Here is a 22,821-nt window from a genome sequence, read left to right on the forward strand (position 1 = left end):
ACGTCACCGCTTCCGGCTGTCCGGATCTCGTCGCTGCCCCCGCTCGCTTGTCAGTGGCGTGCGCGAGGGTGCGGTCCCTCGATCCTGTCCAGGTCGTCGGAGGCACCCGTTGCAGGCGAAGCACACAGCTGTGCAATCCCCCATCAGGGCTACGACCCGACCCGCGTCACCAACACGAGGGAATTCGAAAACGCGGCAGCCGCGCGGAGCCCCGAAGTCGCAAGGCCGAGCGCATGACCTTCGAACTCGTGCGCGACTTGTCGCTCGTCCCGCACCCGTGTCGGCGCTGTGATCAGCAGCGTTGTCCGGTGTGCTGCACCCACCCCTCTCGACCAAGGAGTAGCCGTGAATCCTGTGCTCGCCCTTCCCGCCCTTCGTGACGTGTTCGAAAATCCGCCTGCCCAGCTCGCCGCGAGGGCCGTACTGCGGCGCCCCGTGGACGTGCGTCGCAGCCTGTTCGCCGCCGCGTCACACCCGTCATCGAGGTGGGGCGCATGACCGTCCTGACGCTGCCCTCGCCGACGCTCATGTCCTGGGCGCACAAGGAGCTCGGCCCCCTGCCGACGCCCCCGGTGGACGTCTCGCACCCGCGCGTGAACTCCCGCGTGTGGGAGCTGACCCGCCCGAGCCGCGTACGGGTCTTCCTGAAGGTCTCCCCGAACCCGGTCACGTACCAGCGCGAGACCTTCGCCCTGCGTCACGCGGTCCCCGCCCTCGGCGCCCACCGCGCACCCCAGCTGATCGCCTCCCATCCTCAGCACCTGGCCCTGCTGGTCACCGCCGTCGACGGCAGGCCGATCAAGCAACTCACCCCGTCCGCGGCCGAAGAGGCCGAGGCGCACCGTCAGGGCGGCCTGCTGCTGGCCCGACTGCACGCGGCCGGCGACCTGACCGGGCCGCGCCGCGCCGAGGCCGAGCGCGCCCTGACGGACGCGGCGGCCGGAGCCGAGGACCGTCTCACCGCGGCCGGTGACCGGCTCACCCCCGACGAACGCGACCTCGTACGCGCCTGCGCAGCGCACCTGTCCCAACTACCGCCGCTCCCCCTCGCGTTCATCCACGGTGACGCCTGGCCGAGAAACCTGCTGTGGAACGGCGCCACAGCGGCGTGGATCGACTTCGAGCGCGCACGGTTCACCGCGGTCGTCCAGGACCTCGTGCCACTGGCCTGCGCCGTATGGCCCGGCCGCCCCGACCTGCGTGCAGCGTTCTTCGCCGGATACGGCCGCACCCTGACCGCGTCCGAAGACGCGGCCCTGACGTGCCTGTCCGCACTGGACGCGGTCAGCTGCCTGCGCTGGGGCCCGGATCACGGAGATCCGCAGGTCACCGCGCGCGGCAGGCGCACCCTGGACCGGCTGACGGGGGAGGTGCGCCGGTGACCGGGACCACGAACGCCCGGCACGGCGGGAGCGGGGAACGCGCGCGGAGGGGCTTGCTGCGCCGTCCACGAATGGAAGAACCGAAGGTCTCGGCCGCGGAGGAGGAGCTGTTCGGCGGGCCCCTGCGGTACGACATGGGGTGGAACGAGCACGAGCGTGCCCGCCTTGAGACATCCCTGCTCACGGCGTTGCGGGCGATGCCGCGCGTGGCCTGGTCGACACTGCGGCGGGCCTGGCGGGCGGATCGGAACGCGCTGCTCGTCGTCGGCGTGAGCGAGATCGGGCAGGGGATCGTGGCGGCCGTGCAGCTGCTCGTCCTCAATGCGATCATGCACGCCCTGCTCACCCCCGGCACGGCGACCGAGCGCGTGCGTTCCGCGGTGCCCGCGATGATCGTCGGCGCCGTCGTCGCCGGCGTCAACTCCGTGCTGGCCAGCCTGTCCACGTCACGCGCCGGTCGTCTGGAACCGCTCGTCGAACGCGTGGTCACCGTCGAATACCTGGAGACCGCCCAGGCGGCCGAGCTCGAGGCGATCGAGGACCCGGCCTACCGGCGACTGCTCGACATCGCGTACTACGGTGCCGCCTCCGCCCGCCGGATGATCTCCCTGTGCGTCGCCGCGTTGAACGGGGCCATCGCGCTCGTCTCGACCGCCGGCATTCTCAGCGTGCTCCACTGGGCACTGTTCCCGATGCTCCTGCTGATCGTGGCGCCGCGCGGCTGGGGCGCGATGCGGGTGGCGCAGCGCCGCTACATCTCCGTCCAGACCTGGGTCGAGCACCTGCGCGCCAGCCGTCTGATCGCCAATCTGCTCACCGAACGGAGCGCAGCCCAAGAGGTACGGCTGCACGCCGTGGGCCCGTTCCTGCTCGACCGCTATCGCGACATGGCCGAGAGCGCCGAGGCCGAGCAGAAGCAGCTCGCCGACAGGAAGGCCGCGACCGAGCTGACGGCGACGGCCCTGTCCGGCCTGGCGACCACCGCTACGTACGGCGTCATGCTCTGGCTGATCACGGCGGGGCAGATGAGTCTGGCCGTCGCCACGACCGCCGTGTACGCCATCCGGTCGGGGTCGGCGGGTCTCGGATCTCTGGTCATGAACATCAACAGCCTTCACGAGGAGGCCCTGTACGTCCAGGATCACGTGAAGTTCGTGGAGGAGTCAGGCCGGCGCACCCTCCCCACCGGCGGCAGGGAACTTCCCGACCGTATCGACGCGGTGGTGCTGGACAGGGTGACCTACCGCTACCCGGACCGGGAGCACCCGGCCCTCGACGCGGCCTCGCTGACCGTACCGATGGGCTCCGTCGTCGCGGTCGTGGGCGAGAACGGAAGCGGCAAGTCCACCCTGATGAAGGTCATCAGCGGACTCCTGACCCCGCAGTCCGGCTCCGTCCACTGGGGCGGCGTCCCGGTCCAGGACCTCGACAGGCCCCGACTGTTCGAGCGGGTCAGCCAGTTGACCCAGGACTTCCAGCGCTGGCCGTTCACGGCGGCGCTGAACATCCGCATCGGGCGCCCGGGCCATGCGGCGACGTCGGAGGACCTGAAGCCGTCCGTGGATTACGCCGCGGCGCAGTCCGTCATCGAGAAACTGCCGGGCGGAATGGGCACGTTGCTCGCACGGCAGTTCCGCGGCGGGGGCGAGCTGTCCGGTGGCGAGTGGCAGAAGGTCGGCCTGGCGCGCACCCATTGGCGTACGAAGACGTGTACGGCGGACAGCGTGCTGATCGTCGACGAGCCGACGTCCGCACTGGACCCGGAGGCCGAGATCGAGGCCTTCGACCGCATCCGCGACCTGGCCGCTCCCCACCGGGCCGTCGTGCTGGTCACCCACCGCATGTCCGGCGTGCGCTGGGCCGACCTCATCTACGTCCTGCGCAGGGGCCGCGTCGTGGAGCAGGGCACCCACGCCGAACTGCTCGCCGCCAACGGGCGTTACGCGGCGATGTTCCGCACCCAGGCGGCCCAGTACGGACACGACGACCACCCCGTCACCATGCCCGCCCCTGCCCGCCCACCCGCCTCCGAACCCGCATGACGGTAACCACAGGTCAGGCAACAGGCCCCGGGCAACAAGGCCCCTCGTCATCCATCCGCACCCCTCAGGAGCACACCGTGTCCGTCGCGGACCGCAACAAAGAAGCCTGGACCCTCTACGGCCGACGACAGCTCGACCACGGGTTCCTGCCACCCGTCCCGGAGACGATCGTGTGGGGTCCATGGAACGGTGTCGGCCCCGGCACCGAGGTACTCGGGGAGCTGACCGGTAAACGCGTGCTGGACATCGGCTCCGGACCGGGCCACCACGCCGTCCACCTGGCCCGGAACCACGGTGCGCGCGTCACCGCGATCGAGCAGTCCGCCACCCAGCACGAACGCGCCACCACCCGGTTCGCCACGGAGCCAGGCGTCCGGTGGGTGCACGGCGAGGTCATCGAGCACCTGCACGCCGCCGACCCGTACGAGGCCGCGTACGCCGTAGGAAGCCTGGCCTACGTCGATCCGCACGAACTGCTGCCCGCCCTCCGCGACGGCCTGACGCCGCACGCCCCGCTGATCTTCTCCGTCATCCATACGGATCTGCACGGCCGCGGCCCGTCCACCGGCGTCGAGCCGCGCGAGCAGCAGGTCCTGTTGCGTGACGAGCCCCCGATCCCGGTGGAGATGTGGGTCCTGACACCTCACCTCTGGGAGGACCTGCTCACCGCGTACGGCTTCCGGGTGGAAGAGGTGCAGCTGCTGACCGCTCCCGACACGGACAGCCCCGTCGTCCAGCAACTCATCAGGGCGCGCCGTGCGCCGGCCGACACGGGCGAAGCGGGTTGGTGAGTGAGGCGTGGTCGTGACTGTGGAGGGGCAGGGCTCGGGCGTGCGGGTGAGGAAGGGGAGCGGGGATGGGGCAGTACGAGACGGACAAGGCGAAGTTCGAACGCGAGCAGGCGCTGGCCCATGTGGCCAGGGCCGGTGCTCAGCGTGAGGCGGGCCGGCCGGTGTTCGTCGTGAACGCGCGGATCATTGACTCGGATGTGATGGCGGAGGTGATCTACGGCATCGAGGAGCGAGGCTGGGCGCTGGACAAGATGAGCACGGACGCCTTCACGGACACGTACGGGAGGGTGACACAGATGGTGTTCATGGTCTTCCGGGCGGCGGCGGCCCGGTAGCCGTTTCGTCGGGCGTCATTTCTTCCACCCCCACGCGGTGAGCATGCCGGCCGACAGTGCGGCGCAGTCGTCGGATTCCAGATACTGGAGGGCCGTTCCGATGGCTGCGTCGTCGACCAGCCCGGTGGCGAGCATGGCCGCCCTGCTGCGCTCCCATGTGTCGGCCCAGAAGCGGCTGATGGGGCTGCCCGGCGTCAGAGGCGGTACGTGGATCTCGGCGGCGACCGGCACAAGGCCCGCTCCCCGCAGCAGGTGCGGGTAGGACGGTACCCAGGAGACATCGGTGCCGATGGTGGCCTTCAGGCCGTGCCACATCGCTCGCATCGTGGTGGTGTACGGCGTGGCAGGTGTCCGGTCGCTCGTCAGGTCGACCGCGTCGCTGAGTACCAACACCCCGCCGGGTTCAAGGAGTTCGGCGAGTGTCGTGATCAGGCGTTCGTGCTCGGGCAGGTGCATCAGTACGAAGCGCGCGTGGATGAGCCGGAACCGGCCCGGGGCGAAACCCGGAGCGGTGATGTCGGTCTCCAGCACGTCGAGGCCCGGCGCGGGCCGCTCGGCGAGGAAGCGTACGTCGCGGTCCACGGCGAGCACGCTGTCCACCCGGGCTTCGTTCAGCAGCCTGCGGGAGACCGTGCCGGTGCCCGCGCCGAGGTCCAGGCAACGCCATCCCGGGCCGACCCCGAGTGCCCGTAGCCGCGTCATGGTGATGTCGTCGTAGGCGAGCGCGCCGAAGTCGACGCGCTCCGCCTCACCCGCCTGACCGGGAGGGAAGACGGTCTCGCCGTAGCGGCCGCCCTGCGGCGCGCCGTCGTCGGGCGCGGAGCCCGTCACGGGGCCCGTCACGCGGCCGTCGGCGTGACGCCGAGGGTGTCGTCGAGCCGGCCGGACACCTTCTGGACGAGCAGGGAGTGGAACGGTTTCATGGCCGGGCCTCTTCACACGGTGGGGCGGAGCAGGGCGGCGGCCCGTCCTGAGGCCGCCGCCCACCGATCCTCGCGCCTCGACCGCCCGCACGGCCGAGGCGCGCCGCACCTGCACCGATCGGCCCAAGCGGCGAGGCGCCGCGCCTGCTCACGGCGCGGGCCGCTGCCTCCTGCCGCTGCAGCCCAGTCGGCTGCTGCGCCGTATCCGTGTCGTGCGATGCTGCACTCATGGACGCACACGTGGTACCCGAACAGGCGGCGACACTGCGGCTGGTGGACCCGCACGCGGCTCTCTCAGCCCTGGAGGCGGCGGTCCCCGGACTGGCGGCACTGCGGCGTATCGAGCCGGCCCGCATCGACTGGGCGGCGGTGGAGGCCGCCCTCGGAACGGCGCTCCCGGCGGACTTCAAACTGTTCGGCGAGGTCTACCCGCCCCTGCTCTTCGGTGACTTCATGTCCATACAAGCACCGACACCGGGCAGGGAAGAGGCGTGGGCGAAGGCGACCCTGGAGGAGCGGGAGGACGTGGAGGACCTTCTTGACATCGAAGGCCTCAGCGACGTGCTTCCCGTGTACCCGGACCCCGGCGGCCTGCTGGGCTGGGGCGGCTCGCACGACGGCGACACGTTCCTGTGGACCACGGCCGGCGACAGCCCTGAGGAGTGGATGGTCACTGTCGCCTCTCACAACGGAGACTGGTGGCACTACCCGGCCGGCGCGGTCCAGTTCACGGCCGACCTGATCTCCGGAGCCGTCGAACCCTGGGGCCTGCCCTCCGTCCGTCCCGAGGTCGTGACCGCCGGCGACTGAGGACAGGACCTCGAAGGTGCCGGCGACCGGCGCATCATGGTGTCACTGCGTGACCGTCCAGCCCCCGTCGACCGGGAGAAGCACGCCGTTGATGTAGGAGGCGAGCGGCGAGAGCAGGAAGAGCACCGCGTAGGCGATGTCGTCCGGGGTGGCCATGCGCTTCAGTGGGTTGCGTTCGAGTGCCCGTCGGCCGACCGGGCTGGCCGCGAAGCCCGCGAGGCGGGGAGTGTCGGTCATGCCCGGGGCGACGGCGTTGCTGCGGACGCCGGCAGTGGGGTGGGCGGCCAGATGTCTGGTGTATCCCGTGATTCCGGCCTTCGCCGCGGAGTACCAGCCTGAGGCCGTGCCGATCAGGTTGCCCGCCACGGAAGCGATGTTGACCAGCGCGGCTCCGGTCGGGACCCCGCCGGACAGCCATGTGTCGGTCATCAGCCGCACACTGCCCACGGAGATCTGCACGGCGACGTCGAAGTCGATCTCGGCGGCGGAGGACGGTCCGGCGTTGTTGACCAGGTAGCGGATCTCGCCCAACGCGCCGATGGTGTCGGCGAATCCGGCGCGCACGTCGGCCGGCTCGGACACGTCCGCGGTCACCGCCATGGCGATCCCTCCGGCCTCCGCTATCTCGTCGACCGTCGCGGCGACCGCGCCGGCGTCGAGGTCCCACGCTGACACGCGCAGTCCCAGCTGCGCGGCCCTGAGGGCGGTGGCCCGGCCGATCCCGCTCCCGGCGCCGCTGATCACGGCCACGTCTCCGGGGGTGAACCCGAGGTCGGGGCAAGGCTCAGTACTCACATGTACTCCTCACAGGGGGTGGCTCAGATGCCGTAGCCGCCGTCGATGTCGAGTTTCTGGCCGGTGATGAACCGGGCGCGGTCCGAGGCCAGGAAGCACACGGCTTCGGCCACGTCCTCGGAGGTGCCGAAGGTGCGCAGCGGGATGTTGGCCATGGCGGCGTCGAGGGCGCGACGGTCCAGGTCGCCCGACGCCATCAGGCGTGCGGACATACCGTCGGTGAGCATCCCCGGCCCCACGCAGTTGACCCGTACGCCGAAGCGCCCTTCCTCGGCGGCGAGGGCGCGTGCCAGCGCTTCCACCGCGGCCTTGGGGCCCGCGGACAGGCCGTCGCGCACCGGATAGCGGCTGGTCGCCGCCGTGGTGACCGCCACCGCGGAACCCCGGCTGTCACGGAGCGCCGGCAGCGCGGCGTGCAGCAGGTTGAAGAACGCGGCCGCATCCGTGTCGAGCTGCTCGCGCAGCCGCTCCGGTGAGACCCGGGAGAGATGGACCATCGGTACGTGCGGGCCCGCACAGTGGACCACGGTGTGCACCGAGTCGAACCGGGCGAGCACGGACTGCACATAGCCGCTGGTGGCCGCCGCGTCGGCCAGGTCGAGGCGATCCGTGGCCACGGTCACGCCATGCGCGGCCAGCTCGGCGGCCACGGCGTCGGCCTGGTCCTTGTTCTGGCGGTACGTCAGGGCCACCGCCGAACCGGCGGCTGCCAGGCGGCGGCAGACGGCTGCTCCGATCCCTCCGGAGCCACCGGAGACGATGGCCACCCCCGCCCTGTCCTCGAAGTCGCGCATGGAAGAGGCCTTCCGTGTTCGTAGACAAACAAGCGTTTGGTCGCAGGTTAAGTAGGGGCTGGAGGGCGGTCAAGTGCCTTGACCCAGCACGCGAAATCCCCCCGGAAAGTGGTCGAAAGGATGCGAGTCGAGTGCTTGACCGGCGCGAGATTCACCATGCTACGGTTCGCCGCACTATCAAGCGCTTGGTTCGGTATCGGCGCCTCTCGGCTCTCCATAAGGGTTGAAAATGAACAGACGAATCGTTGCGGTGGTCGCTTCGGCGACGGGTCTCGCCCTGACCCTCACGGGTTGCGGATCCGGTTCGGGCAAGGATGCGAAGAGCGCCGACGAGCCCTATCGCGTCCTGGTCACCGGTGGCCTGAGCGCTCAAGGTGCCCTCGCGGACAACTCGGCGACGTCGGTGCTCTCGGCCAAGGCGGGCGCCAAGGTCGTCAACGCGTCCGGAGGCATACTCGGCCACAAGGTCGAGGTCACGGTCGTGGACGACGCGAGCGACCCCACGACGGCGGTCACCAAGCTCCGGGAAGCGATCAACTCGGGCAAGAAGCCCGACCTGTTCCTCGACTCGGGCCCGTCGACCGTCACGGCCGCGGTCCTGCCCATCCTGAAGCAGAGCAACATCCTCTCCATGAACATCGGCCCCACCGCCGACTCCTCGAACCCGTCCGCGTTCCCGCTGAACTTCGACCTGGCTCCGAGCCCGACCGACTACGTCAAGGGCTTCATCCCCCACCTGAAGGAGAAGGGCTACAAGAAGGTCGGCATCATCCACGGCAGCAGCTCCTACGGCGAGACCTTCAACACCGAGGTGACGAAGGCGTTCACCGGGGCCGGCATCAAGGTGGTCAAGAGCGAGGAGTACGACGTCGCCGCGCTCGACATGACCCCGCAGCTCCAGTCGGTGCGCGCGGCCGGCCCGGACGCCCTGATCATGGACGGCTACGGCGCCCCGGTCGGCTACCTGCTCAAGAGCATGAAGAAGCTCGGGTGGAAGATCCCGATCGTGGCCAACACCTCGGTCTCCGCGACCGGCCTGATCTCCACGCCGCCGCCCACCGGGGTCCTCGGCACCGACCAGGTGAAGAACCTGGTGATGCAGGTGCACAAGAGCACCAAGCACGACTCCGGCGACGCCGCCGTGAACAAGGCGGTCGCGGCGATGAAGTCGTTGGGCAGGATCCGGTCCACCCTGATCCTCGCCAACAACTACGACGCGCTCACCCTCGTCGCCGCCGCGGCCGAGAAGACCGGTTCACTCGGCGACCCCAAGGCGCTCGCCAAGGCACTCGAGGACAAGTCGGTGCAGGCCAAGGCGAAGACGACGATGATGAACGGCTACCACTTCACCGCCACCTCGCACAGCCCCAACAGCGACGCCGGTGCGTTCCTCTTCGTCGAGCCGTCCGAGATCAAGGACGGCCAGTTCCAGTAGGGACCGGCCACACGAGGATCGAGCTGCCGTGACACTGATCTGGGGCGGACTGGCCCTCGGTGCGGTCTACGCACTGGTCGCAGTCTGCTACAACATCGTCTTCATCTCTTCGAAGACCTTCAACTTCGCCCAGGCCCAACTCATCATGGTGGGTGCGTTCGTCGCCTACACCGGCCTGGTGACCTGGAAGCTGTCCGTACCGCTCGTGATGCTGCTGGCCGTCGCCTCGGTCATGGCCCTGGCGGCGATCGAGGAACGGCTGGCGGTACGGCCGGTGAAGGACCCGCACAACATCCTGGTCACCACACTCGGCGTGTCCATCCTCCTCAACGGAGCGACCCAACTCGTCTGGGGCACCCAGCCGTTGAACGTCCCCTTCTTCGGCGGCAACGACGTCCTCGAGCTGTTCGGCGGCCAGATCTACCCGGTGGAGATCGCGCTCGTACTGGTGGCCGTCGTCCTCGTATGGGCGCTCACCCGGCTCAGCCGGCGCTTCCTGGTCGGTCTGGCCCTGCTCGGCATGTCGGAGGACCGCGAGGCGGCGATGCTGCGCGGTGTCAACGTCCGCCGGCTCGCCTTCGGCGCCTTCGCGTTCTCCGGCGCCGTCGCCGGTCTGCTCGGCATGTTCGTCGGCCCCAAGACCTTCGCGGTGGCCACCCTGGGCGCCTCCCTCGCCCTCAAGGGCTTCGTCGTCCTGGCCATCGGCGGGTTCGGCTCGATGCCGGGCACCCTCGTCGGCGGCCTGGTCGTGGGTCTCGCCGAGGCCCTGGCCGCCCGCTACCTGGGCGGGGAGTACGCCAACATCACCGTCTTCGTCATCCTCATCACCATCTTGCTGGTGCGACCGGCGGGCCTCTTCGTCCGGGTCCGGGAAAGGACGGTGTGACCATGGTGCTGTGGCGAACCGTTCGTGCGGTACCGGGCTGGATCCTGGCCCTGGCCCTCGGTCTGGTCCTGCTCGTCCTCCCCTGGGCGGGCCTGGACTTCTCAGCCTCGAGGCAGATCCAACTCACCCTCATCCTCGCCCTCGTGGTGAGCGGGCTCAACCTGAGCCTCGGATACGCGGGGGAACTCGCCCTGGGGCAAGCGGCCATGTACGCCTCGGGGGCCTACATCGCCGGTCTGCTCTCCAAGGCCGGCCACACCGACATCCTCGTGCAACTCCTGGTCGCCGGCCTCGGCGCTCTGGCGGTGGGCGTCGTCACCGGCATCCCCGGGCTGCGGCTCGGCAGCTGGTCCCTGGCGATGACCTCGTTCTTCCTCGTTCTCCTGGTCCCCGACGTGCTCGCGATCTTCCCCCGTGCGACCGGCGGCAGGAACGGCCTGAGCGGGATCCAGAGCCCGACCCTGTTCGGCACCCTGCTCGACGGCACGGGCTTCTACCTGGTCATCTCGGTGGTCGCGATCCTGTGGTTCGCCGTGCTGCGCAACATCGTCACCTCCCGGCACGGCATCGCACTGCGGGTCCTCAAACAGAGCCCGGTGCTCGCGGCGTCGACCGGCATCTCGGTCTTCCGGATGAAGCTGCTGGCCTACGCGCTCGGGGCGATCCCGGCGGGCCTCGCCGGCGCCCTGTTCGCCAACCTCGACCTGTACGTCTCCCCGGAGGCGTTCTCCTTCACCTTCGCCACCACGGTGCTCTCGGCGTCCATCCTCGGCGGATCCGCCAGCGTGTACGGCGCGTTGGTGGGCGCCGCGGTCATGCAGTTCGGCCCGAACCAGTCCTCGGGATTCCAGCAGTACGCACTCGTCTTCACCGGGGTGTTCCTCGTGGTCGGCGGTGTCCTGCTCACCGGCGGGCTCGCCCGGGTGTGCCGCGTACTGGTCACCAGGCTCGACCGCATGGCGCAGCCGGAGGTGAACACGGTCGCCACCGGGACGGGTCCCGCCCCGAACATCCCCCCGTACAAGGGGGCCACCCTCAGGATCCGTGACGTGTCCAAGGCGTTCGGTGGCAACCAGGCCCTGAAGGACGTCTCGCTCGAAGCCCTGCCGGGCACCGTGACCGCACTGATCGGGCCGAACGGATCCGGCAAGACGACCCTCCTGAACATGGTGTGCGGCTTCTATCGCACCGACAGCGGCGAGATCACCCTCGACGGCGCCCCCTTGCACGGCCTGACCTCCGACGGTGTCGCCCGAGCAGGTGTCGCCCGCACCTTCCAGACCCCGAACATCCCGGCCGGGGTCACCGTTCTCGAAGCAGTGGCATCGGGCCGGTACACGGGACACCGCACCTCCGTCCTCGCGGCGGTGCTGCGCACTCCCCGGTTCCGGCGCGTGCGCCATGAGGATCTGCGGGAGGCCGAGCGCATGCTCGCACTCGTCGGCCTCGATCACCTGCGGGACACCGAGGCCGTCTCGCTGCCGCTGGGTATGCGCCGGCTCCTCGAAGTGGCCCGGGCCCTGATCGACGCCCCGGGCGTGCTCCTGCTCGACGAAGCGGCCTCCGGCCTCGACGAGCACGAGGTCGAACGCCTCGCCTCACTGATCCGTCAGATCCGTGACGCCGGCGGGACCGTGGTGCTTGTCGAGCACAACTTCCGGCTCGTCCTCGCCCTCGCCGACGACATCGCCGTACTGGCCCACGGGCAGCTCATCACCACCGGCCCTCCGGAAGCGATCGAGCGTGACCCCAGGGTGCTCAGCGAGTACCTGGGAGTGGACCCCGCGCCGACCGCCGCGCACACGAGCACCGACCGCATGACCGGTGCGGCCACCTCGGGGGAGAACACATGACGACACAGCAGACCGACGAACCGATCCTCCGGGTGCGCAACCTCGGCACCGGGTACGGCGACCTGCGGGTCGTGTGGGACGTCTCCTTCGACGTCTGGCCGGGTCGACTGACCGTCCTGCTCGGACGCAACGGTGCCGGCAAGACCACCACGCTCCGGGCGGTCTCAGGGCTCAACAAGGCGACCGCCGGCAGCGTCGAGCTCGGCGGCCGCGACATCACGAAGGCAGCCGCGCACACGCGCGTACGACAGGGGATGGCCTACGTCCAGGAAGGCAAACGGGTCTTCCACGCGCAGACCGTCGAGCAGAACCTGCTGCTCGGCGGCTACACCCGCCGCCTCAAGCGCACCGAGCTGCGCCAGGAAGCGGAACGGATGTACGAGCTGTTCCCCGTCCTCGGCGACAAACGGTCGCTGCTCGCCGGCACGATGTCCGGCGGTCAGCAGCAGATGCTCGCGATCGCCCAGGCCATGATGGCCGGGCCGCGGCTCCTGATGCTCGACGAGCCCTCCGGCGGCCTGGCCCCGGTGATCGTGAACGAGGTCATGGAACGCGTGGGCCTGCTGAAGGAGACCGGGATCGGGATCCTCCTCGTCGAACAGGCGGTGGAGGCATCGATCGCCGTCGCCGACCACGTGACCGTCCTCGACATGGGACGTGTCGTCCTGGCCTCGGCGGCGGACGACCTGGACAACCTCCAGGACGCCTACTTCGGCAGGACCCCGGCACAAGGATCAGCCTCCCGGGATTCCTGAGAGGCCCGCGGTCGCACAGCACCGGCCCCTGCCGATCGAATCGGCAGGGGCCGGTCGGCGTAGCCCACCTCTGCGCCTCAGCCCGTCGGTGTCCCGCCGCGCAGATCCGCCTTCATGATCTTTCCGCTGGCGTTCTTGGGGAGTTCGTCGATGAGGACGACCTTGCTCGGCACCTTGAAGTTCGCGAGCCGGGTCCTGCAGAAGGCGATGATGTCCTCGGGCGTGGGACGGGCGCCGCGACGGGGTACGACGTAGGCACACGCCACGGTGCCGAGGCGCGCGTCCGGGATGCCCACGACGGCGGACTCCGAGACGTCGGGGTGGGCACCCAGGGTGTTCTCCACCTCGGCGGGATACACATTGAAGCCGCCGACGATGAACATGTCCTTGATGCGGTCGGTGATCTTCAGACAGCCGTGTTCGTCGAGCCGGCCCACGTCTCCCGTGTGGAACCAGCCCTCGGAGTCGATCGCGGCACGGGTGGCGTCCTCGTCCTCGAAGTAGCCGAGCATGACGTTGTCACCCCGCAGCAGGATCTCGCCGTCCTGCCCGACGGGCACACTCTTCTGCTCCGCGTCGACGACACGTATCTCGATGCCCGGGACCGCCGGGCCGGTCGTCTCCGCGACGTGTGCGGGATCCTCGTTCGGACGGGACTGGGTGGCCACGACGCACTCGGTCAGACCGTAGGCCTGCGCCACGGTCTCGAACCCCAGCTCGTCCCGCATCCGCTGGAACAGGGATTCGGGCACCGTCGCCGCCCCGGCGATCGCGAAGCGCAGCGAGCCGAGATCGAACTCCGGCAGCCGCGGGTGGTCCAGGAGGGAGGTGAAGATGGTGGGCGCCCCCGGAAGCACGGAGATTCCGGCGGCCGAGATCAGCGAGAGGACCTGGTCCACGTCGAACGTGGCCAGCGGGTAGATCGTGGAGCCGGCTTCGAGCGCGGCGATCATGCCCGCCTTGTAACCGAAGCCGTGGAAGAACGGGTTCACGATCGCGTAGTTGTCGGCCGGGCTCAGCTCCGCGCCCGTGGCCCAGACCCTGGCCACACCGACCGTCTGGCGATGCGCGCTCATCACGCCCTTGGGCACACCTGTGGTGCCCGAGGTGAACATGATGTCGCAGACATCCTCCGGGGCCACGGCCTCGGCCGTCTCCGCTCCTTGTTGAGGCGAGATCTGGTCCGCGCGGGAGAGGAAGTCCGGCCAGGCCAGCGTGTGCGCCGCGCTGCTGTCGGCGGTGATGTCGACCAGCGTCTTCAGCGCGGGAAGCCCTGGTACGGGCCCGGTCTCACCCGGACGCGCCTCCGGGGCCACCGCGTCACGCAGCATCGCGGAGAAGTCCTTGCCGAGGAATCCGCCCGCGAACACGAGGACCGAGGCCCGCGACCGCCCGAGGATCACGGCGGCCTCCTGCCCGCGGTAGCGCGTGTTGATCGGGACCACACAGGCACCCGCCGACTGGGCCCCCAGCATGGCGAGCATGAACTCGATCCGGTTCGGCGCCCAGACCGCGACCCGGTCACCGGGGCGGACGCCGGAGGCGATGTAGGCCCGGGCGGTCCGGAAGACCATGTCGGCCAGTTCCCGGTAGCTGACGCGGAGGTCACCGTCGACGACAGCCAGGTTCTCCCGGTGCTTCGCCGCCGCGTCCGCGAGAAGACGGGGAATGGTCAGTGGGGCTGCACTGCTGCTCACAGGATCCTCCGAATCAACCAAGTGCTTGGTAGGTATGCTAGTTGGCGACGGATGGCGGTGTCATTGCCTGGAACGTGACTTCCGCTCTGTTCCTTGCGTGCTTCCGGGGCGGATCGGGTCCCGTGCGTGGGAAGATCGGCGCCGGGCAGGACGCCGTGCCGGGTGTGGGAAGCTGCACCAGGTGGGGACAGTCGTGACAGGCTTGAACAAGTGTGTGTTGGGGGAGAGGGTCTCCCGCCAGGAGGGACGGACGACATGGCGGCAGGGCGGTCCGGGCAGACGGCGGCCAGGAGGCGCGGCACCAGGGCCGGCGGGAACAGCGGCTCGCACCGCCGTGGTGAGCTCCTCGGCATCGCCGCCGAGCTGTTCGCCACCCGCGGGTACGCCGAGACGACCGTCCGGGACATCGCCGACGAGGCGGGCATCCTGTCGGGCAGCCTCTACCACCACTTCAGCTCCAAGGAGGAGATGCTCGACGAGATCCTCCGTGACTTCCTCGGTCCGCTTCTCGAGCGCTTCATCGCGATCGAGAAGGAGGGCGAGAACCCGGAGCAGATCCTCGACGAGCTGATCAGGCACTCCTTCGCCGCCATCGACGCCTCTCCTGTCGCCGTGGCGCTCTACCAGAACGAATCGACCATGCTCAACCGCCAGTCCGGCTTCGAGTACGTCGCCGAGATCGGCAAGAAGATCGAGAAGATCTGGCTGCAGGTGCTCAAGGCGGGACAGAAGTCCGGGGTGTTCCGCAGCGACGTCGACGTCAACCTGTCCTACCGGTTCATCCGCGACGCGATCTGGTCCACCGTGCGCTGGTACCGCCCGCGCGGCAAGTACAAGCACGAGGCCGTCGCCGTGCAGTTCCTCACCGTGCTCCACGGAGGCCTGCACACCACATAGCCACCACGACAAGGGGAGGGTGCAGGAATGGCCGGTGTTGCCGGAACCAGGGCGCTGGGTGACCTGGAGGTCTTCCCGATCGGCCTGGGTGCCATGACCTTGACGCAGGTCATGGGCTATGACGAGAAGCGCGGGATCCGCACCGTCCATGCGGCCCTGGACGCCGGCGTGACGCTGATCGACACCGCGGACGTGTACGGCCCGGCGGGCGGTTACGGCGTGAACGAGCTCGCGGTGGTGAAGGCGCTCGCGCTGTACCCCGGCTCCACCGACCACGTGATCGTCTCGACCAAGGGCGGTCACCTCCGTAACCCGGACAACACCTGGTGGATCGACGGGCGCCCCGCACACCTGCGCAGCGCCTGCGAGGACTCACTCCGGCGCCTGGGCTACGACGCGCTGCCGCTGTACTACCACCACCGCCCCGATCCGCAGATCCCCTACGCCGAGAGCATGGGCGGGATGAGGGATCTCTACGACGCGGGCCTCATCCAGCGCGCCGGGATCTCGAACGCCGACCCGGAGCAGATCCTGCTGGCCCGCGAGATCCTCGGCGACGCACTCGTCTCGGTGCAGAACGAGTTCTCACCCCGCTTCCGCTCCAGTCAGCCCGAGATCGACCTGTGCGCACAGCTCGGGCTCGCCTTCTCGTCCTGGAGCCCGCTCGGCGGCATGCGGGAGGCGAAGGAACTCGGGTCGGCCCACGGCGAGTTCCACGCGATCGCCGAGGAGCGGGGAGTCAGCCCGCAGCGGGTGGCGCTGGCCTGGCAGTTGATGAAGTCGCCGGTGATCATCCCGATTCCGGGGGCGAGCCGGCCGGAGTCCGTCCTGGACTCGGTCCGGTCCGTCGAATTCCGGCTGAGCGCCGAGGAGTTCGACCGGCTGGAACGGAGCGTCTGAGGCCGGGGGTTCAGGTGCCGGCGACCGGGGACGGGGGCTCGACGAGTTCGACCCGGACCCGGTCCGGATCCAGGACGTAGACCACGCGGCACCCCTCCAGGGGGCCGTCCCCGGCCACGATGGGCTCGGAGAGTACGGCGACGCCCTCCTCCCGTACCCGGGTCAGGAGGGCATCGAGCCCGGTCACGTCGACGGCGACATGGACCGCGCCCGCACGGCCGTTGTCCGGGTCGACCACGTCCGTCGAGCCGCCGACGTACTGCAGCAGTTCGATCAGGGCCCTGCCCTCGGAGAGTCGGACGAACGCCTGACGGACAAGGATGCCCGGGTAGCCCGTCACCGCGTCGATCCGCGGGCCGCTGCGCTCCCATGACCCCAGGTGTTCGCCGCCGAGGACGCGTACGTAGAAGTCCAGCGACCGGTCCAGGTCGCTGACGGTGATACCGACGTGGTTGATCGAGGTCATGGTGGCTCACTCCTGTCGAGGGTGGCGCGTTCATCGACACGGTACCAACCAAGCATTTGCTACGTAGAGGGTGCGGAGCGCTACCGGAGACCGAGGGAGCGCTGCTATGTTGCGAACCAAGCGCTTGCTTGAAGAGCGCGCTGAGGTGCGGACGAGAGGGTGGGAATCGTGGTGGAGCAGTTGGTCGACCTGCGGGACAAGGTTGCCTTCGTCACCGGAGCCGCGCAGGGCCAGGGTGCCGAACATGCCCGGCTTCTCGCGCGGCTCGGGGCCCGGGTGGTCCTCGTCGATCTCGACGAGTCCGGGGTGCGGGCCGTCGCCGACGGTATCGACGCCGACGGCATCGAGGCCGAGACGCTCGCCTGCTCGCTCGACGTCGCGAGCGAGAGCGCCTGGGCCGACGTCATGGGCCGGGTGGGGGAGCGGTTCGGGCGCGTCGACGTGCTCGTCAACAACGCCGGCGCCTACCGCAAGAAGCCGCTCGTGGAACTCACCGAGAAGGAGCTCACGACCACGTTGCAGATCAACCTCGTGGGCCCCGTCCTCGGTATGCAGGCGGTGATCCCCCTGATGCGTGAACGCGGCGGGTCCATCATCAACATCGCGTCCACCGCGGCGCTCAGCGGTTACGCCGGCGGACTCGCGTACAGCGCGTCCAAGTGGGGACTCCGGGGTGCGAGCAAGTCCGCCGCCAAGGAGCTGGGCGCGCTCGGGATCCGGGTCAACTGCATCTGTCCCGGGGCGATCGACACCGCGATGATCAGCGAGGAGACCAGGGCCGGCGGCGGAGCGGTGGCGGGTCTGCCGATTCCGCGGGTCGGCAGGCCCGCCGAGGTGTCTTCCCTGGTGGCCTTCCTGGCCAGTGACGCCGGCAGCTACTGCACCGGCCAGGACTTCGTCGTCGACGGCGGCCAGACCGCCTGAGGAGGTGTCGCATGGGCGTCTATGAGATCGACGGTGTCGTCCCCGTCGTGGACCCCACCGCGTTCGTGCATCCGCAGGCGTCGCTGATCGGGGACGTCGTCATCGGCCCCGGCTGCTACATCGGTCCGATGGCCAGCCTGCGGGGCGACTTCGGCCGGATCACGGTCGGGGAAGGGTCCAACGTCCAGGACAACTGCGTACTGCACGCCTTCCCCGGCGCGGACACGGTCCTGGACCCCGGAAGCCACGTCGGCCACGGCGCGATCCTGCACGGCTGCCACGTCTCGGCCGAGGTACTGGTCGGGATGAACGCCGTGGTGATGGACGGGGTGAGCGTCGGCGCCCGTTCGCTGATCGGGGCCAACAGCTTCGTGCCCGCGGGTATGGAGCTCCCCGTCGAGTCGCTGGTCGCCGGTAGTCCCGCGAAGGTGGTCCGCCGGCTCGACGCCGACACGCTGGCATGGAAGGCCAACGGGATCGGGGTCTATCAGGAGCTCGCGAAGCGCTCGCTCGCCACGTTGCGCGAGGTCACGCCCTTGGAGGCCGTCGAGCCCGACCGCAAGCGGGTCAGCACCGGCCGCGAGGTGTCGATCCCTTTGCACGAGACGCGCAGGGCGGCCGGGTGAGCGTGGACGAGCGTGAACGACTGGTCGAGGCCACCCGCGCCCTGACGTATGCCGTCGCGGTGACGGATCTCCCCGACGAGGACCTCGCCGCGGTGAGCGAGGCCGTCGACTCCCTGAGCCGGGCGCTGCGGAAACAGACCCGGAAGCGCTGTGTGACGGAATCCGTCACCGCCGTCGTCGAGAGCCGGCCCGTCGTGCTCGACCGGTACAACCCGGCAATGATCCCGCTGGAGGTGCGCTTCCCGGAAGACGGCACCGCCGCGGCCACCGTCACCCTGAACGCCGTGCACCAAGGTCCCACGGACTCGGTGCACGGCGGGGTGAGCGGACTGCTCATGGACAACATCCTCGGGATCCTCGTGCAGTCCAAAGGGCTTCTGTGCGTGACGGGGACGCTGAGCCTGCGCTATCGGGCGCTGACCCCGTTGGACCGGCCGCTCGAACTCCGCGCCGAGATCGTGGACCACTCAGGGCGCAGGGTCACCGTGACGGGATGGATCGAATGCGGCGGAGTGAGGACGGTCGAGGCCACGGGCGTGTTCATCGAAGTGCCCAGCCGCTGACACCGGATGGGCGGCGGCGTCGGCTCGGTCTCCGTCAGGGTTTCCGGAAGCGGATGTGGCCCGCGGACAGTACGGATTCGCCGTCTCGTGCGACCTCGAAAGTGGACCGGTCCCCGTCCTGCCAGGCCGTGATGTCGAGCGTTTCGCCGGGCAGGACCGGTGCGGCGAAACGGCCGTCCAGCTCGGCCAGGTCCGCGGGATGGGCGCCGACGGCGTCGGCGAGCCGCAGGACGGTGCCCGCCAGGGTGCACAGTCCGTGCAGGATCGGGCGTGGCTGCCCGATGGCGGTGGCGGCCGCGGGGTCGATGTGGATGAGGTGCCGGTCGCCGGTGAGCCGGTACAGCGCGGCCTGGGCCGGAAACGTCTCCAGGTTCGTCCGGTGCGTGGGCTCACCCACGGGGGCGGCAGGTCGTCCGGGCCCCCGCTCGCCGCCGAACCCGCCCCGCCCCGGAGCGAAGACCGACCACACGGCGTGGAAGTACGGGCTGTCCACCGCGACTTCAAAGACCGCGGCCCCGCCCTTGTCCCACACGTCGGTGACGACGGCGGAGCATGTCACCTCCCCGGACGGTGGCAGCGGCTTGTGGACCGTCAGCCGCTGCGCGCCGTGCAGCGCGGTGCCGTCACCGAAGGCCCCCTTGCCCGCCAGGACATCCGGGGCCCACTGGGCGAGGGTCAGGGCGAAGGTGGGCAGCACACGCAGCTCACGCTCGAAGACCAGGTCCAGGTCGGCAACCGGGTGGGCGCCCACGGCCAGGGCGTAGAGCATCACGTCACGTTCGTCGTAGGAGACCGTCCTGCTGCCGAGTGCGCGTCCACGCCACCGGTAGGCCGCCTCCGGCGCCAAGGTGTGATCCGTCGTGTGATCTGTCGTGTGTTCCGTCGTGTGTTCCAAGACCTCATCCAATCAAGCGCTCGCTTGGTGGGGAGAGTAGGGAGGAAGTCCGCATGCGTCAACGGCCGTGCTGCCCCGCCCTGTTGGGTGGTGAGGCGACTTGTCTCGTCCGGATCCCGCTCAGCGGGAGCCGTTCGTTGCCTCGACATCCCCGGGCGCTGTAGGCAGTTGAAGCGGTCAGAGGTTCAAGTGGTTCAAGAGCTTCAAGAGCTTCAAGTGATTCAAGGGCTTCAAGGGCTTCAAGGGATCAAGTGGAAGGTGATGGAATGGCAGGCTCAGTGGAGGTTTTCGGCGGTGGCACAGCCGTCATCACCGGTGCGGCCGCCGGTGTGGGAGCGGGGCTCGCCCGGCACGCCGCACTCGCGCTCGGGATGAACGTCGTGCTCGCCGACATCGACGAGGCCGCACTGCGACGCACCTGCGCCGAGATCACGGACGAGGGCGGGCGCGCGACACCCGTGGTCGTGGACGTACGCGACGCCGCCGCCGTGCAGAGCCTGGCGGACAGCGTGGTCAAGGAGTCGGGGCCGCTCCGTCTGCTCGTCAACAACGCGGGCGTGCTGCAGTTCGGCTACCTGTGGGACATCCCCGTGGACGGCTGGGAACGGCTCGTGTCCATCAACATCAGCGGTGTGTTCCACGGTGTCCGCGCCTTCCTGCCCCACCTTCTGCGCCAGTCCGAACCGGCCTGGGTGCTCAACCTCGCCTCCATCGGCGCCGTCACGGCGCGGCCGCTGCAGACGCCGTACATCATGAGCAAGCACGCCGTCCTCTCGATGACCGAGTGTCTTCACCAGGAGGTGGCCCTGGCCGGGGCCCGGCACATCCACGTCGGGGCGGTGCTGCCCGGGGCCGTCACCTCGCGCATCTTCGACGAGGCGGGCGGGGTCGACCGCGGCGATCTCTCCGCGGCCGAGATGGAACGGGAGGCGATGTTCCGCGTTCGCGAGCACGCCATGGGTCCCGAAGAGGCGGCCGCGACCATCCTGCAACAGGCCGCGGACGGCGAGTTCTACATCGTCACCCAGCCCGACGCGGTGCATGCCGCCATGCGCGACCGTGCGCAGCAGCTGACCGCGCGCCGCCCGCCGGCCCCCGTGCGCAGCCGCTTCACCGCGCAGCAGCCGGAATGATCCCGAGCCCCGGTTCGTGCTGCTCAGTCGCTCACTGGCTGGCGTATCCGCCGTCCACCAGGAACTCCGAGCCCGTCGAGTAACTGGCCTCGTCCGACAGCAGGTAGAGCACCATGTTCGCGACCTCCTCGGGCCGGGCCTCCCGAGGGATCGGCTGATGCTTCACCGACTCGTGCGAGCGCTCCGAGTTCGCCGTCATCTCGGTGGCCACGATGCCGGGATGCACCGAGTTGACGCGGATCTTGTACGGCGCGAACTCCTGCGCCGCCGCCTTCGACATCCCGCGCACCGCCCACTTGGACGCCGTGTAGCTGAGGATGTAAGGGAACCCGATGATCCCGCCCAGCGAGGAGATGTTGACGATCGAGCCGCCACCGGCCGCCCGCATCGACGGCAGCACGGCCTTCATGCCGAGGAAGACGCCGATCTCGTTGACGTCGATCACCCGGCGGTAGTCGGCCTCGGTCAGCTCCTCGATGGGGCAGCGATGGACGAGGCCCGCGTTGTTCACAAGCCCTGTGACCCTGCCGAACGTCTCCTCCGTGCGGGCGACGGCCGCGTTCCAGGATGCCTCGCCAGTGACGTCAAGCTCCATGAACAGGGCGTTGTCCGCGCCCAGTTCCTCAGCGAGGGCCTCGCCCTCCTTCACGAGGATGTCGCCGATCACCACCTTCGCGCCCTCCGCGACCAGCCGCCGCGCGAACGCGGCTCCCATGCCGCGCGCGCCGCCCGTCACGACGACCACCTTGCCGTCCGCCCGTGCGCTCATCCCGTGATCTCCCCTGCTGGTCGGTGTGTGAGTGGCGGTGATGGTCGCAGCGGATGTGTTCCGGGGGCGACGGAATGTTCCCGGTGACCGGGAAAGCACCCTGCCGCCGAAGGCCCGGGTGCGGGCAGGCTCGACGGAGCCTGTGTCGGTGGGACACGGGGCCCTTCCGAATATCCGCGTAGCCGCGTATCCGTAACGAGGAGAACCGCTGTGACCGTGCCTAGCCCCGAGGTCCGGGCGATCATGGACCTGTGCAGTGCCAACTTCCCCCCGCTGGGAACGGAGATGACGGACATCGCCGACGTGCGCGCCTTCTTCGCCGCCCGTCCCGCGCCCGCCCGCGTGCCACTGTCCCTCGCCCACGTCGCGGACGAGGACGCCGACGGAGTTCCCGTCAGGGTCTACGACCCCTCCCTGCGCGAGGACGCCCCGGTGGTGCTGTTCTGCCACGGCGGCGGCTTCGTCATCTGCGACCTCGACAGCCATGACGACTTCTGCCGTGCCATGGCGAAGGCCACGGGGGCCGTCGTCGTCTCCGTGGACTACCGGCGCGCCCCCGAGCACAGGTTCCCCGCCGCCCCCGAGGACGCCTACACGGCCCTGCTGTGGGCGGCGAAGACGTACCAGGGCCGCCCGATCGCCGTCGCCGGGGACAGCGCGGGCGGCAACCTCGCCACGGTCCTCACCCTGCTCTCCCGCGATCGGGGCGGCCCCGAGATCGTCTTCCAGGCGCTGTACTACCCCATGCTCGACCCCACCCGGTCCGGCGCCTCGCACCGCGACAACGCCGAGGGCTACTTCCTCACCGCGGACCACGTGCGCTGGTTCTGGGAGCAGTACCTGACCACCGACGCGGACGCGGCGAACCCGTACGCGGCGCCCCTGGGCCACGCCGACCTGACCGGCCTTCCGCCGGCGCAGGTCATCAGCCCCGGCCTGGACCCCCTGTGCAGCGACGGTGACGCCTACGCGGTGGCGCTCGCCGAGGCCGGCGTGCCCGTCGTCACCCGCCGCTACGACGGCATGTTCCACGGCTTCCTGTCCATGGGCGCCGCCCTTCCCGAGGTCGCGGAGGCCTGCGAGGAAGCGTTCGCCGTGCTGAAGGCCCGGCTGACGGAAGCGGCGGCGGGCTGACGCCGACCGGGCCGGT

General features: G+C 69.7%; 23 protein-coding genes. 16 read left to right on the forward strand and 7 right to left on the reverse strand.

The window, feature by feature from the left end:
- The first annotated feature begins 494 nt into the window (after positions 1-494).
- The 4 genes from EOT10_RS07385 (at position 495) to EOT10_RS07400 (ending at position 4,550) form a co-directional block, all read left to right on the forward strand.
- Positions 495-1,382, forward strand: coding sequence for a phosphotransferase enzyme family protein (locus EOT10_RS07385; protein WP_127827231.1), 888 nt, complete (start codon positions 495-497; stop codon positions 1,380-1,382).
- A 71-nt stretch (positions 1,383-1,453) separates the two neighbouring features.
- Positions 1,454-3,424: an ABC transporter ATP-binding protein gene (locus EOT10_RS07390; RefSeq protein ID WP_127827232.1), complete on the forward strand. Its 1,971-nt coding sequence runs from the start codon at positions 1,454-1,456 to the stop codon at positions 3,422-3,424.
- A gap of 77 nt (positions 3,425-3,501) precedes the next feature.
- Complete coding sequence (locus EOT10_RS07395) at positions 3,502-4,215, forward strand: class I SAM-dependent methyltransferase (RefSeq protein ID WP_127827233.1); 714 nt, start codon at positions 3,502-3,504, stop codon at positions 4,213-4,215.
- A gap of 65 nt (positions 4,216-4,280) precedes the next feature.
- Complete coding sequence (locus EOT10_RS07400) at positions 4,281-4,550, forward strand: hypothetical protein (protein ID WP_127827234.1); 270 nt, start codon at positions 4,281-4,283, stop codon at positions 4,548-4,550.
- A gap of 15 nt (positions 4,551-4,565) precedes the next feature.
- On the opposite strand, the gene EOT10_RS07405 is transcribed toward EOT10_RS07400, so the two are convergent.
- Positions 4,566-5,393 (reverse strand): class I SAM-dependent methyltransferase, encoded by an 828-nt coding sequence (locus EOT10_RS07405; RefSeq protein ID WP_223280857.1) that lies wholly within the window; start codon positions 5,391-5,393, stop codon positions 4,566-4,568.
- Positions 5,394-5,701: 308 nt separating this feature from the next.
- On the opposite strand from EOT10_RS07405, the gene EOT10_RS07410 reads away from it, so the two are divergent.
- On the forward strand, positions 5,702-6,283 hold the full coding sequence (locus tag EOT10_RS07410) for an SMI1/KNR4 family protein (protein ID WP_127827235.1): 582 nt from the start codon (positions 5,702-5,704) through the stop codon (positions 6,281-6,283).
- A gap of 42 nt (positions 6,284-6,325) precedes the next feature.
- Here the strand turns inward: EOT10_RS07410 and EOT10_RS07415 are convergent, their stop codons facing one another.
- Positions 6,326-7,078: an SDR family NAD(P)-dependent oxidoreductase gene (locus EOT10_RS07415; RefSeq protein ID WP_127827236.1), complete on the reverse strand. Its 753-nt coding sequence runs from the start codon at positions 7,076-7,078 to the stop codon at positions 6,326-6,328.
- Between the two features lie 23 nt (positions 7,079-7,101).
- Positions 7,102-7,872, reverse strand: a complete 771-nt coding sequence (locus EOT10_RS07420) for an SDR family NAD(P)-dependent oxidoreductase (protein ID WP_127827237.1) — start codon at positions 7,870-7,872, stop codon at positions 7,102-7,104.
- 229 nt (positions 7,873-8,101) lie between these two features.
- On the opposite strand from EOT10_RS07420, the gene EOT10_RS07425 reads away from it, so the two are divergent.
- The 4 genes from EOT10_RS07425 to EOT10_RS07440 are packed head-to-tail and all read left to right on the forward strand — an operon-like array spanning position 8,102 to position 12,801.
- Positions 8,102-9,307, forward strand: coding sequence for an ABC transporter substrate-binding protein (locus EOT10_RS07425; RefSeq protein ID WP_127827238.1), 1,206 nt, complete (start codon positions 8,102-8,104; stop codon positions 9,305-9,307).
- A gap of 28 nt (positions 9,308-9,335) precedes the next feature.
- Positions 9,336-10,193 carry a branched-chain amino acid ABC transporter permease gene (locus EOT10_RS07430; protein ID WP_127827239.1) on the forward strand — a complete coding sequence of 286 codons (858 nt, stop codon included), beginning with the start codon at positions 9,336-9,338 and terminating at the stop codon, positions 10,191-10,193.
- 2 nt (positions 10,194-10,195) lie between these two features.
- The gene (locus EOT10_RS07435) at positions 10,196-12,046 is read left to right on the forward strand and encodes a branched-chain amino acid ABC transporter ATP-binding protein/permease (protein ID WP_127827240.1); all 1,851 of its coding nucleotides are present in this window, start codon (positions 10,196-10,198) and stop codon (positions 12,044-12,046) included.
- The gene (locus EOT10_RS07440) at positions 12,043-12,801 is read left to right on the forward strand and encodes an ABC transporter ATP-binding protein (protein WP_127827241.1); all 759 of its coding nucleotides are present in this window, start codon (positions 12,043-12,045) and stop codon (positions 12,799-12,801) included. The genes EOT10_RS07435 and EOT10_RS07440 overlap by 4 nt, the downstream gene beginning before the upstream one ends.
- A 77-nt stretch (positions 12,802-12,878) precedes the next feature.
- On the opposite strand, the gene EOT10_RS07445 is transcribed toward EOT10_RS07440, so the two are convergent.
- Positions 12,879-14,498 (reverse strand): AMP-binding protein, encoded by a 1,620-nt coding sequence (locus EOT10_RS07445; protein ID WP_223280858.1) that lies wholly within the window; start codon positions 14,496-14,498, stop codon positions 12,879-12,881.
- 255 nt (positions 14,499-14,753) lie between these two features.
- Between EOT10_RS07445 and EOT10_RS07450 the strand changes: the two genes are divergently transcribed.
- Positions 14,754-15,395 carry a TetR/AcrR family transcriptional regulator gene (locus EOT10_RS07450; RefSeq protein WP_127827242.1) on the forward strand — a complete coding sequence of 214 codons (642 nt, stop codon included), beginning with the start codon at positions 14,754-14,756 and terminating at the stop codon, positions 15,393-15,395.
- Positions 15,396-15,422: 27 nt separating this feature from the next.
- Positions 15,423-16,295: an aldo/keto reductase gene (locus EOT10_RS07455; protein ID WP_127827243.1), complete on the forward strand. Its 873-nt coding sequence runs from the start codon at positions 15,423-15,425 to the stop codon at positions 16,293-16,295.
- A gap of 10 nt (positions 16,296-16,305) precedes the next feature.
- Here EOT10_RS07455 and EOT10_RS07460 read toward each other — a convergent pair whose 3' ends face one another.
- On the reverse strand, positions 16,306-16,761 hold the full coding sequence (locus EOT10_RS07460; protein WP_127827244.1) for a VOC family protein: 456 nt from the start codon (positions 16,759-16,761) through the stop codon (positions 16,306-16,308).
- Positions 16,762-16,929: 168 nt separating this feature from the next.
- On the opposite strand from EOT10_RS07460, the gene EOT10_RS07465 reads away from it, so the two are divergent.
- From EOT10_RS07465 to EOT10_RS07475, 3 genes are read left to right on the forward strand one after another with little or no spacing between them, the layout of a single operon-like run.
- A complete protein-coding gene (locus tag EOT10_RS07465; RefSeq protein WP_127827245.1) occupies positions 16,930-17,685 on the forward strand; it encodes an SDR family NAD(P)-dependent oxidoreductase in 756 nt (251 codons plus the stop codon).
- Positions 17,686-17,696: 11 nt separating this feature from the next.
- On the forward strand, positions 17,697-18,311 hold the full coding sequence (locus tag EOT10_RS07470; protein WP_127827246.1) for a transferase hexapeptide repeat family protein: 615 nt from the start codon (positions 17,697-17,699) through the stop codon (positions 18,309-18,311).
- Positions 18,308-18,874: a PaaI family thioesterase gene (locus EOT10_RS07475; RefSeq protein ID WP_127827247.1), complete on the forward strand. Its 567-nt coding sequence runs from the start codon at positions 18,308-18,310 to the stop codon at positions 18,872-18,874. Before EOT10_RS07470 ends, EOT10_RS07475 begins: the two co-directional genes overlap by 4 nt.
- A 34-nt stretch (positions 18,875-18,908) precedes the next feature.
- On the opposite strand, the gene EOT10_RS07480 is transcribed toward EOT10_RS07475, so the two are convergent.
- Positions 18,909-19,721, reverse strand: a complete 813-nt coding sequence (locus EOT10_RS07480; protein WP_223280859.1) for a MaoC/PaaZ C-terminal domain-containing protein — start codon at positions 19,719-19,721, stop codon at positions 18,909-18,911.
- A gap of 314 nt (positions 19,722-20,035) precedes the next feature.
- Between EOT10_RS07480 and EOT10_RS07485 the strand changes: the two genes are divergently transcribed.
- Complete coding sequence (locus EOT10_RS07485) at positions 20,036-20,902, forward strand: SDR family oxidoreductase (protein ID WP_127827248.1); 867 nt, start codon at positions 20,036-20,038, stop codon at positions 20,900-20,902.
- A 31-nt stretch (positions 20,903-20,933) separates the two neighbouring features.
- Here the strand turns inward: EOT10_RS07485 and EOT10_RS07490 are convergent, their stop codons facing one another.
- Entirely contained in the window at positions 20,934-21,671 is a 738-nt protein-coding gene (locus tag EOT10_RS07490) for a glucose 1-dehydrogenase (RefSeq protein WP_127827249.1), read from the reverse strand.
- A 210-nt stretch (positions 21,672-21,881) separates the two neighbouring features.
- Between EOT10_RS07490 and EOT10_RS07495 the strand changes: the two genes are divergently transcribed.
- Positions 21,882-22,805 carry an alpha/beta hydrolase gene (locus tag EOT10_RS07495; protein ID WP_223280860.1) on the forward strand — a complete coding sequence of 308 codons (924 nt, stop codon included), beginning with the start codon at positions 21,882-21,884 and terminating at the stop codon, positions 22,803-22,805.
- Positions 22,806-22,821 lie beyond the last annotated feature (16 nt).

Origin of the sequence: Streptomyces antnestii (genome assembly GCF_004005495.1) — a bacterium.
GTDB classification, from domain to species: domain Bacteria; phylum Actinomycetota; class Actinomycetes; order Streptomycetales; family Streptomycetaceae; genus Streptomyces; species Streptomyces antnestii.

Excerpts from the sequence above, each read along its gene's own strand:
- EOT10_RS07385 (WP_127827231.1), top strand. The coding sequence starts at position 495 with ATGACCGTCCTGACGCTGCCCTCGCCGACGCTCATGTCCTGGGCGCAC.
- EOT10_RS07390 (WP_127827232.1), top strand. The coding sequence starts at position 1,454 with ATGGAAGAACCGAAGGTCTCGGCCGCGGAGGAGGAGCTGTTCGGCGGG.
- EOT10_RS07400 (WP_127827234.1), top strand. The coding sequence starts at position 4,281 with ATGGGGCAGTACGAGACGGACAAGGCGAAGTTCGAACGCGAGCAGGCG.
- EOT10_RS07410 (WP_127827235.1), top strand. The coding sequence starts at position 5,702 with ATGGACGCACACGTGGTACCCGAACAGGCGGCGACACTGCGGCTGGTG.
- EOT10_RS07420 (WP_127827237.1), bottom strand. The coding sequence starts at position 7,872 with ATGCGCGACTTCGAGGACAGGGCGGGGGTGGCCATCGTCTCCGGTGGC.
- EOT10_RS07425 (WP_127827238.1), top strand. The coding sequence starts at position 8,102 with ATGAACAGACGAATCGTTGCGGTGGTCGCTTCGGCGACGGGTCTCGCC.
- EOT10_RS07435 (WP_127827240.1), top strand. The coding sequence starts at position 10,196 with ATGGTGCTGTGGCGAACCGTTCGTGCGGTACCGGGCTGGATCCTGGCC.
- EOT10_RS07440 (WP_127827241.1), top strand. The coding sequence starts at position 12,043 with ATGACGACACAGCAGACCGACGAACCGATCCTCCGGGTGCGCAACCTC.
- EOT10_RS07450 (WP_127827242.1), top strand. The coding sequence starts at position 14,754 with ATGGCGGCAGGGCGGTCCGGGCAGACGGCGGCCAGGAGGCGCGGCACC.
- EOT10_RS07455 (WP_127827243.1), top strand. The coding sequence starts at position 15,423 with ATGGCCGGTGTTGCCGGAACCAGGGCGCTGGGTGACCTGGAGGTCTTC.
- EOT10_RS07460 (WP_127827244.1), bottom strand. The coding sequence starts at position 16,761 with ATGACCTCGATCAACCACGTCGGTATCACCGTCAGCGACCTGGACCGG.
- EOT10_RS07470 (WP_127827246.1), top strand. The coding sequence starts at position 17,697 with ATGGGCGTCTATGAGATCGACGGTGTCGTCCCCGTCGTGGACCCCACC.
- EOT10_RS07485 (WP_127827248.1), top strand. The coding sequence starts at position 20,036 with ATGGCAGGCTCAGTGGAGGTTTTCGGCGGTGGCACAGCCGTCATCACC.
- EOT10_RS07490 (WP_127827249.1), bottom strand. The coding sequence starts at position 21,671 with ATGAGCGCACGGGCGGACGGCAAGGTGGTCGTCGTGACGGGCGGCGCG.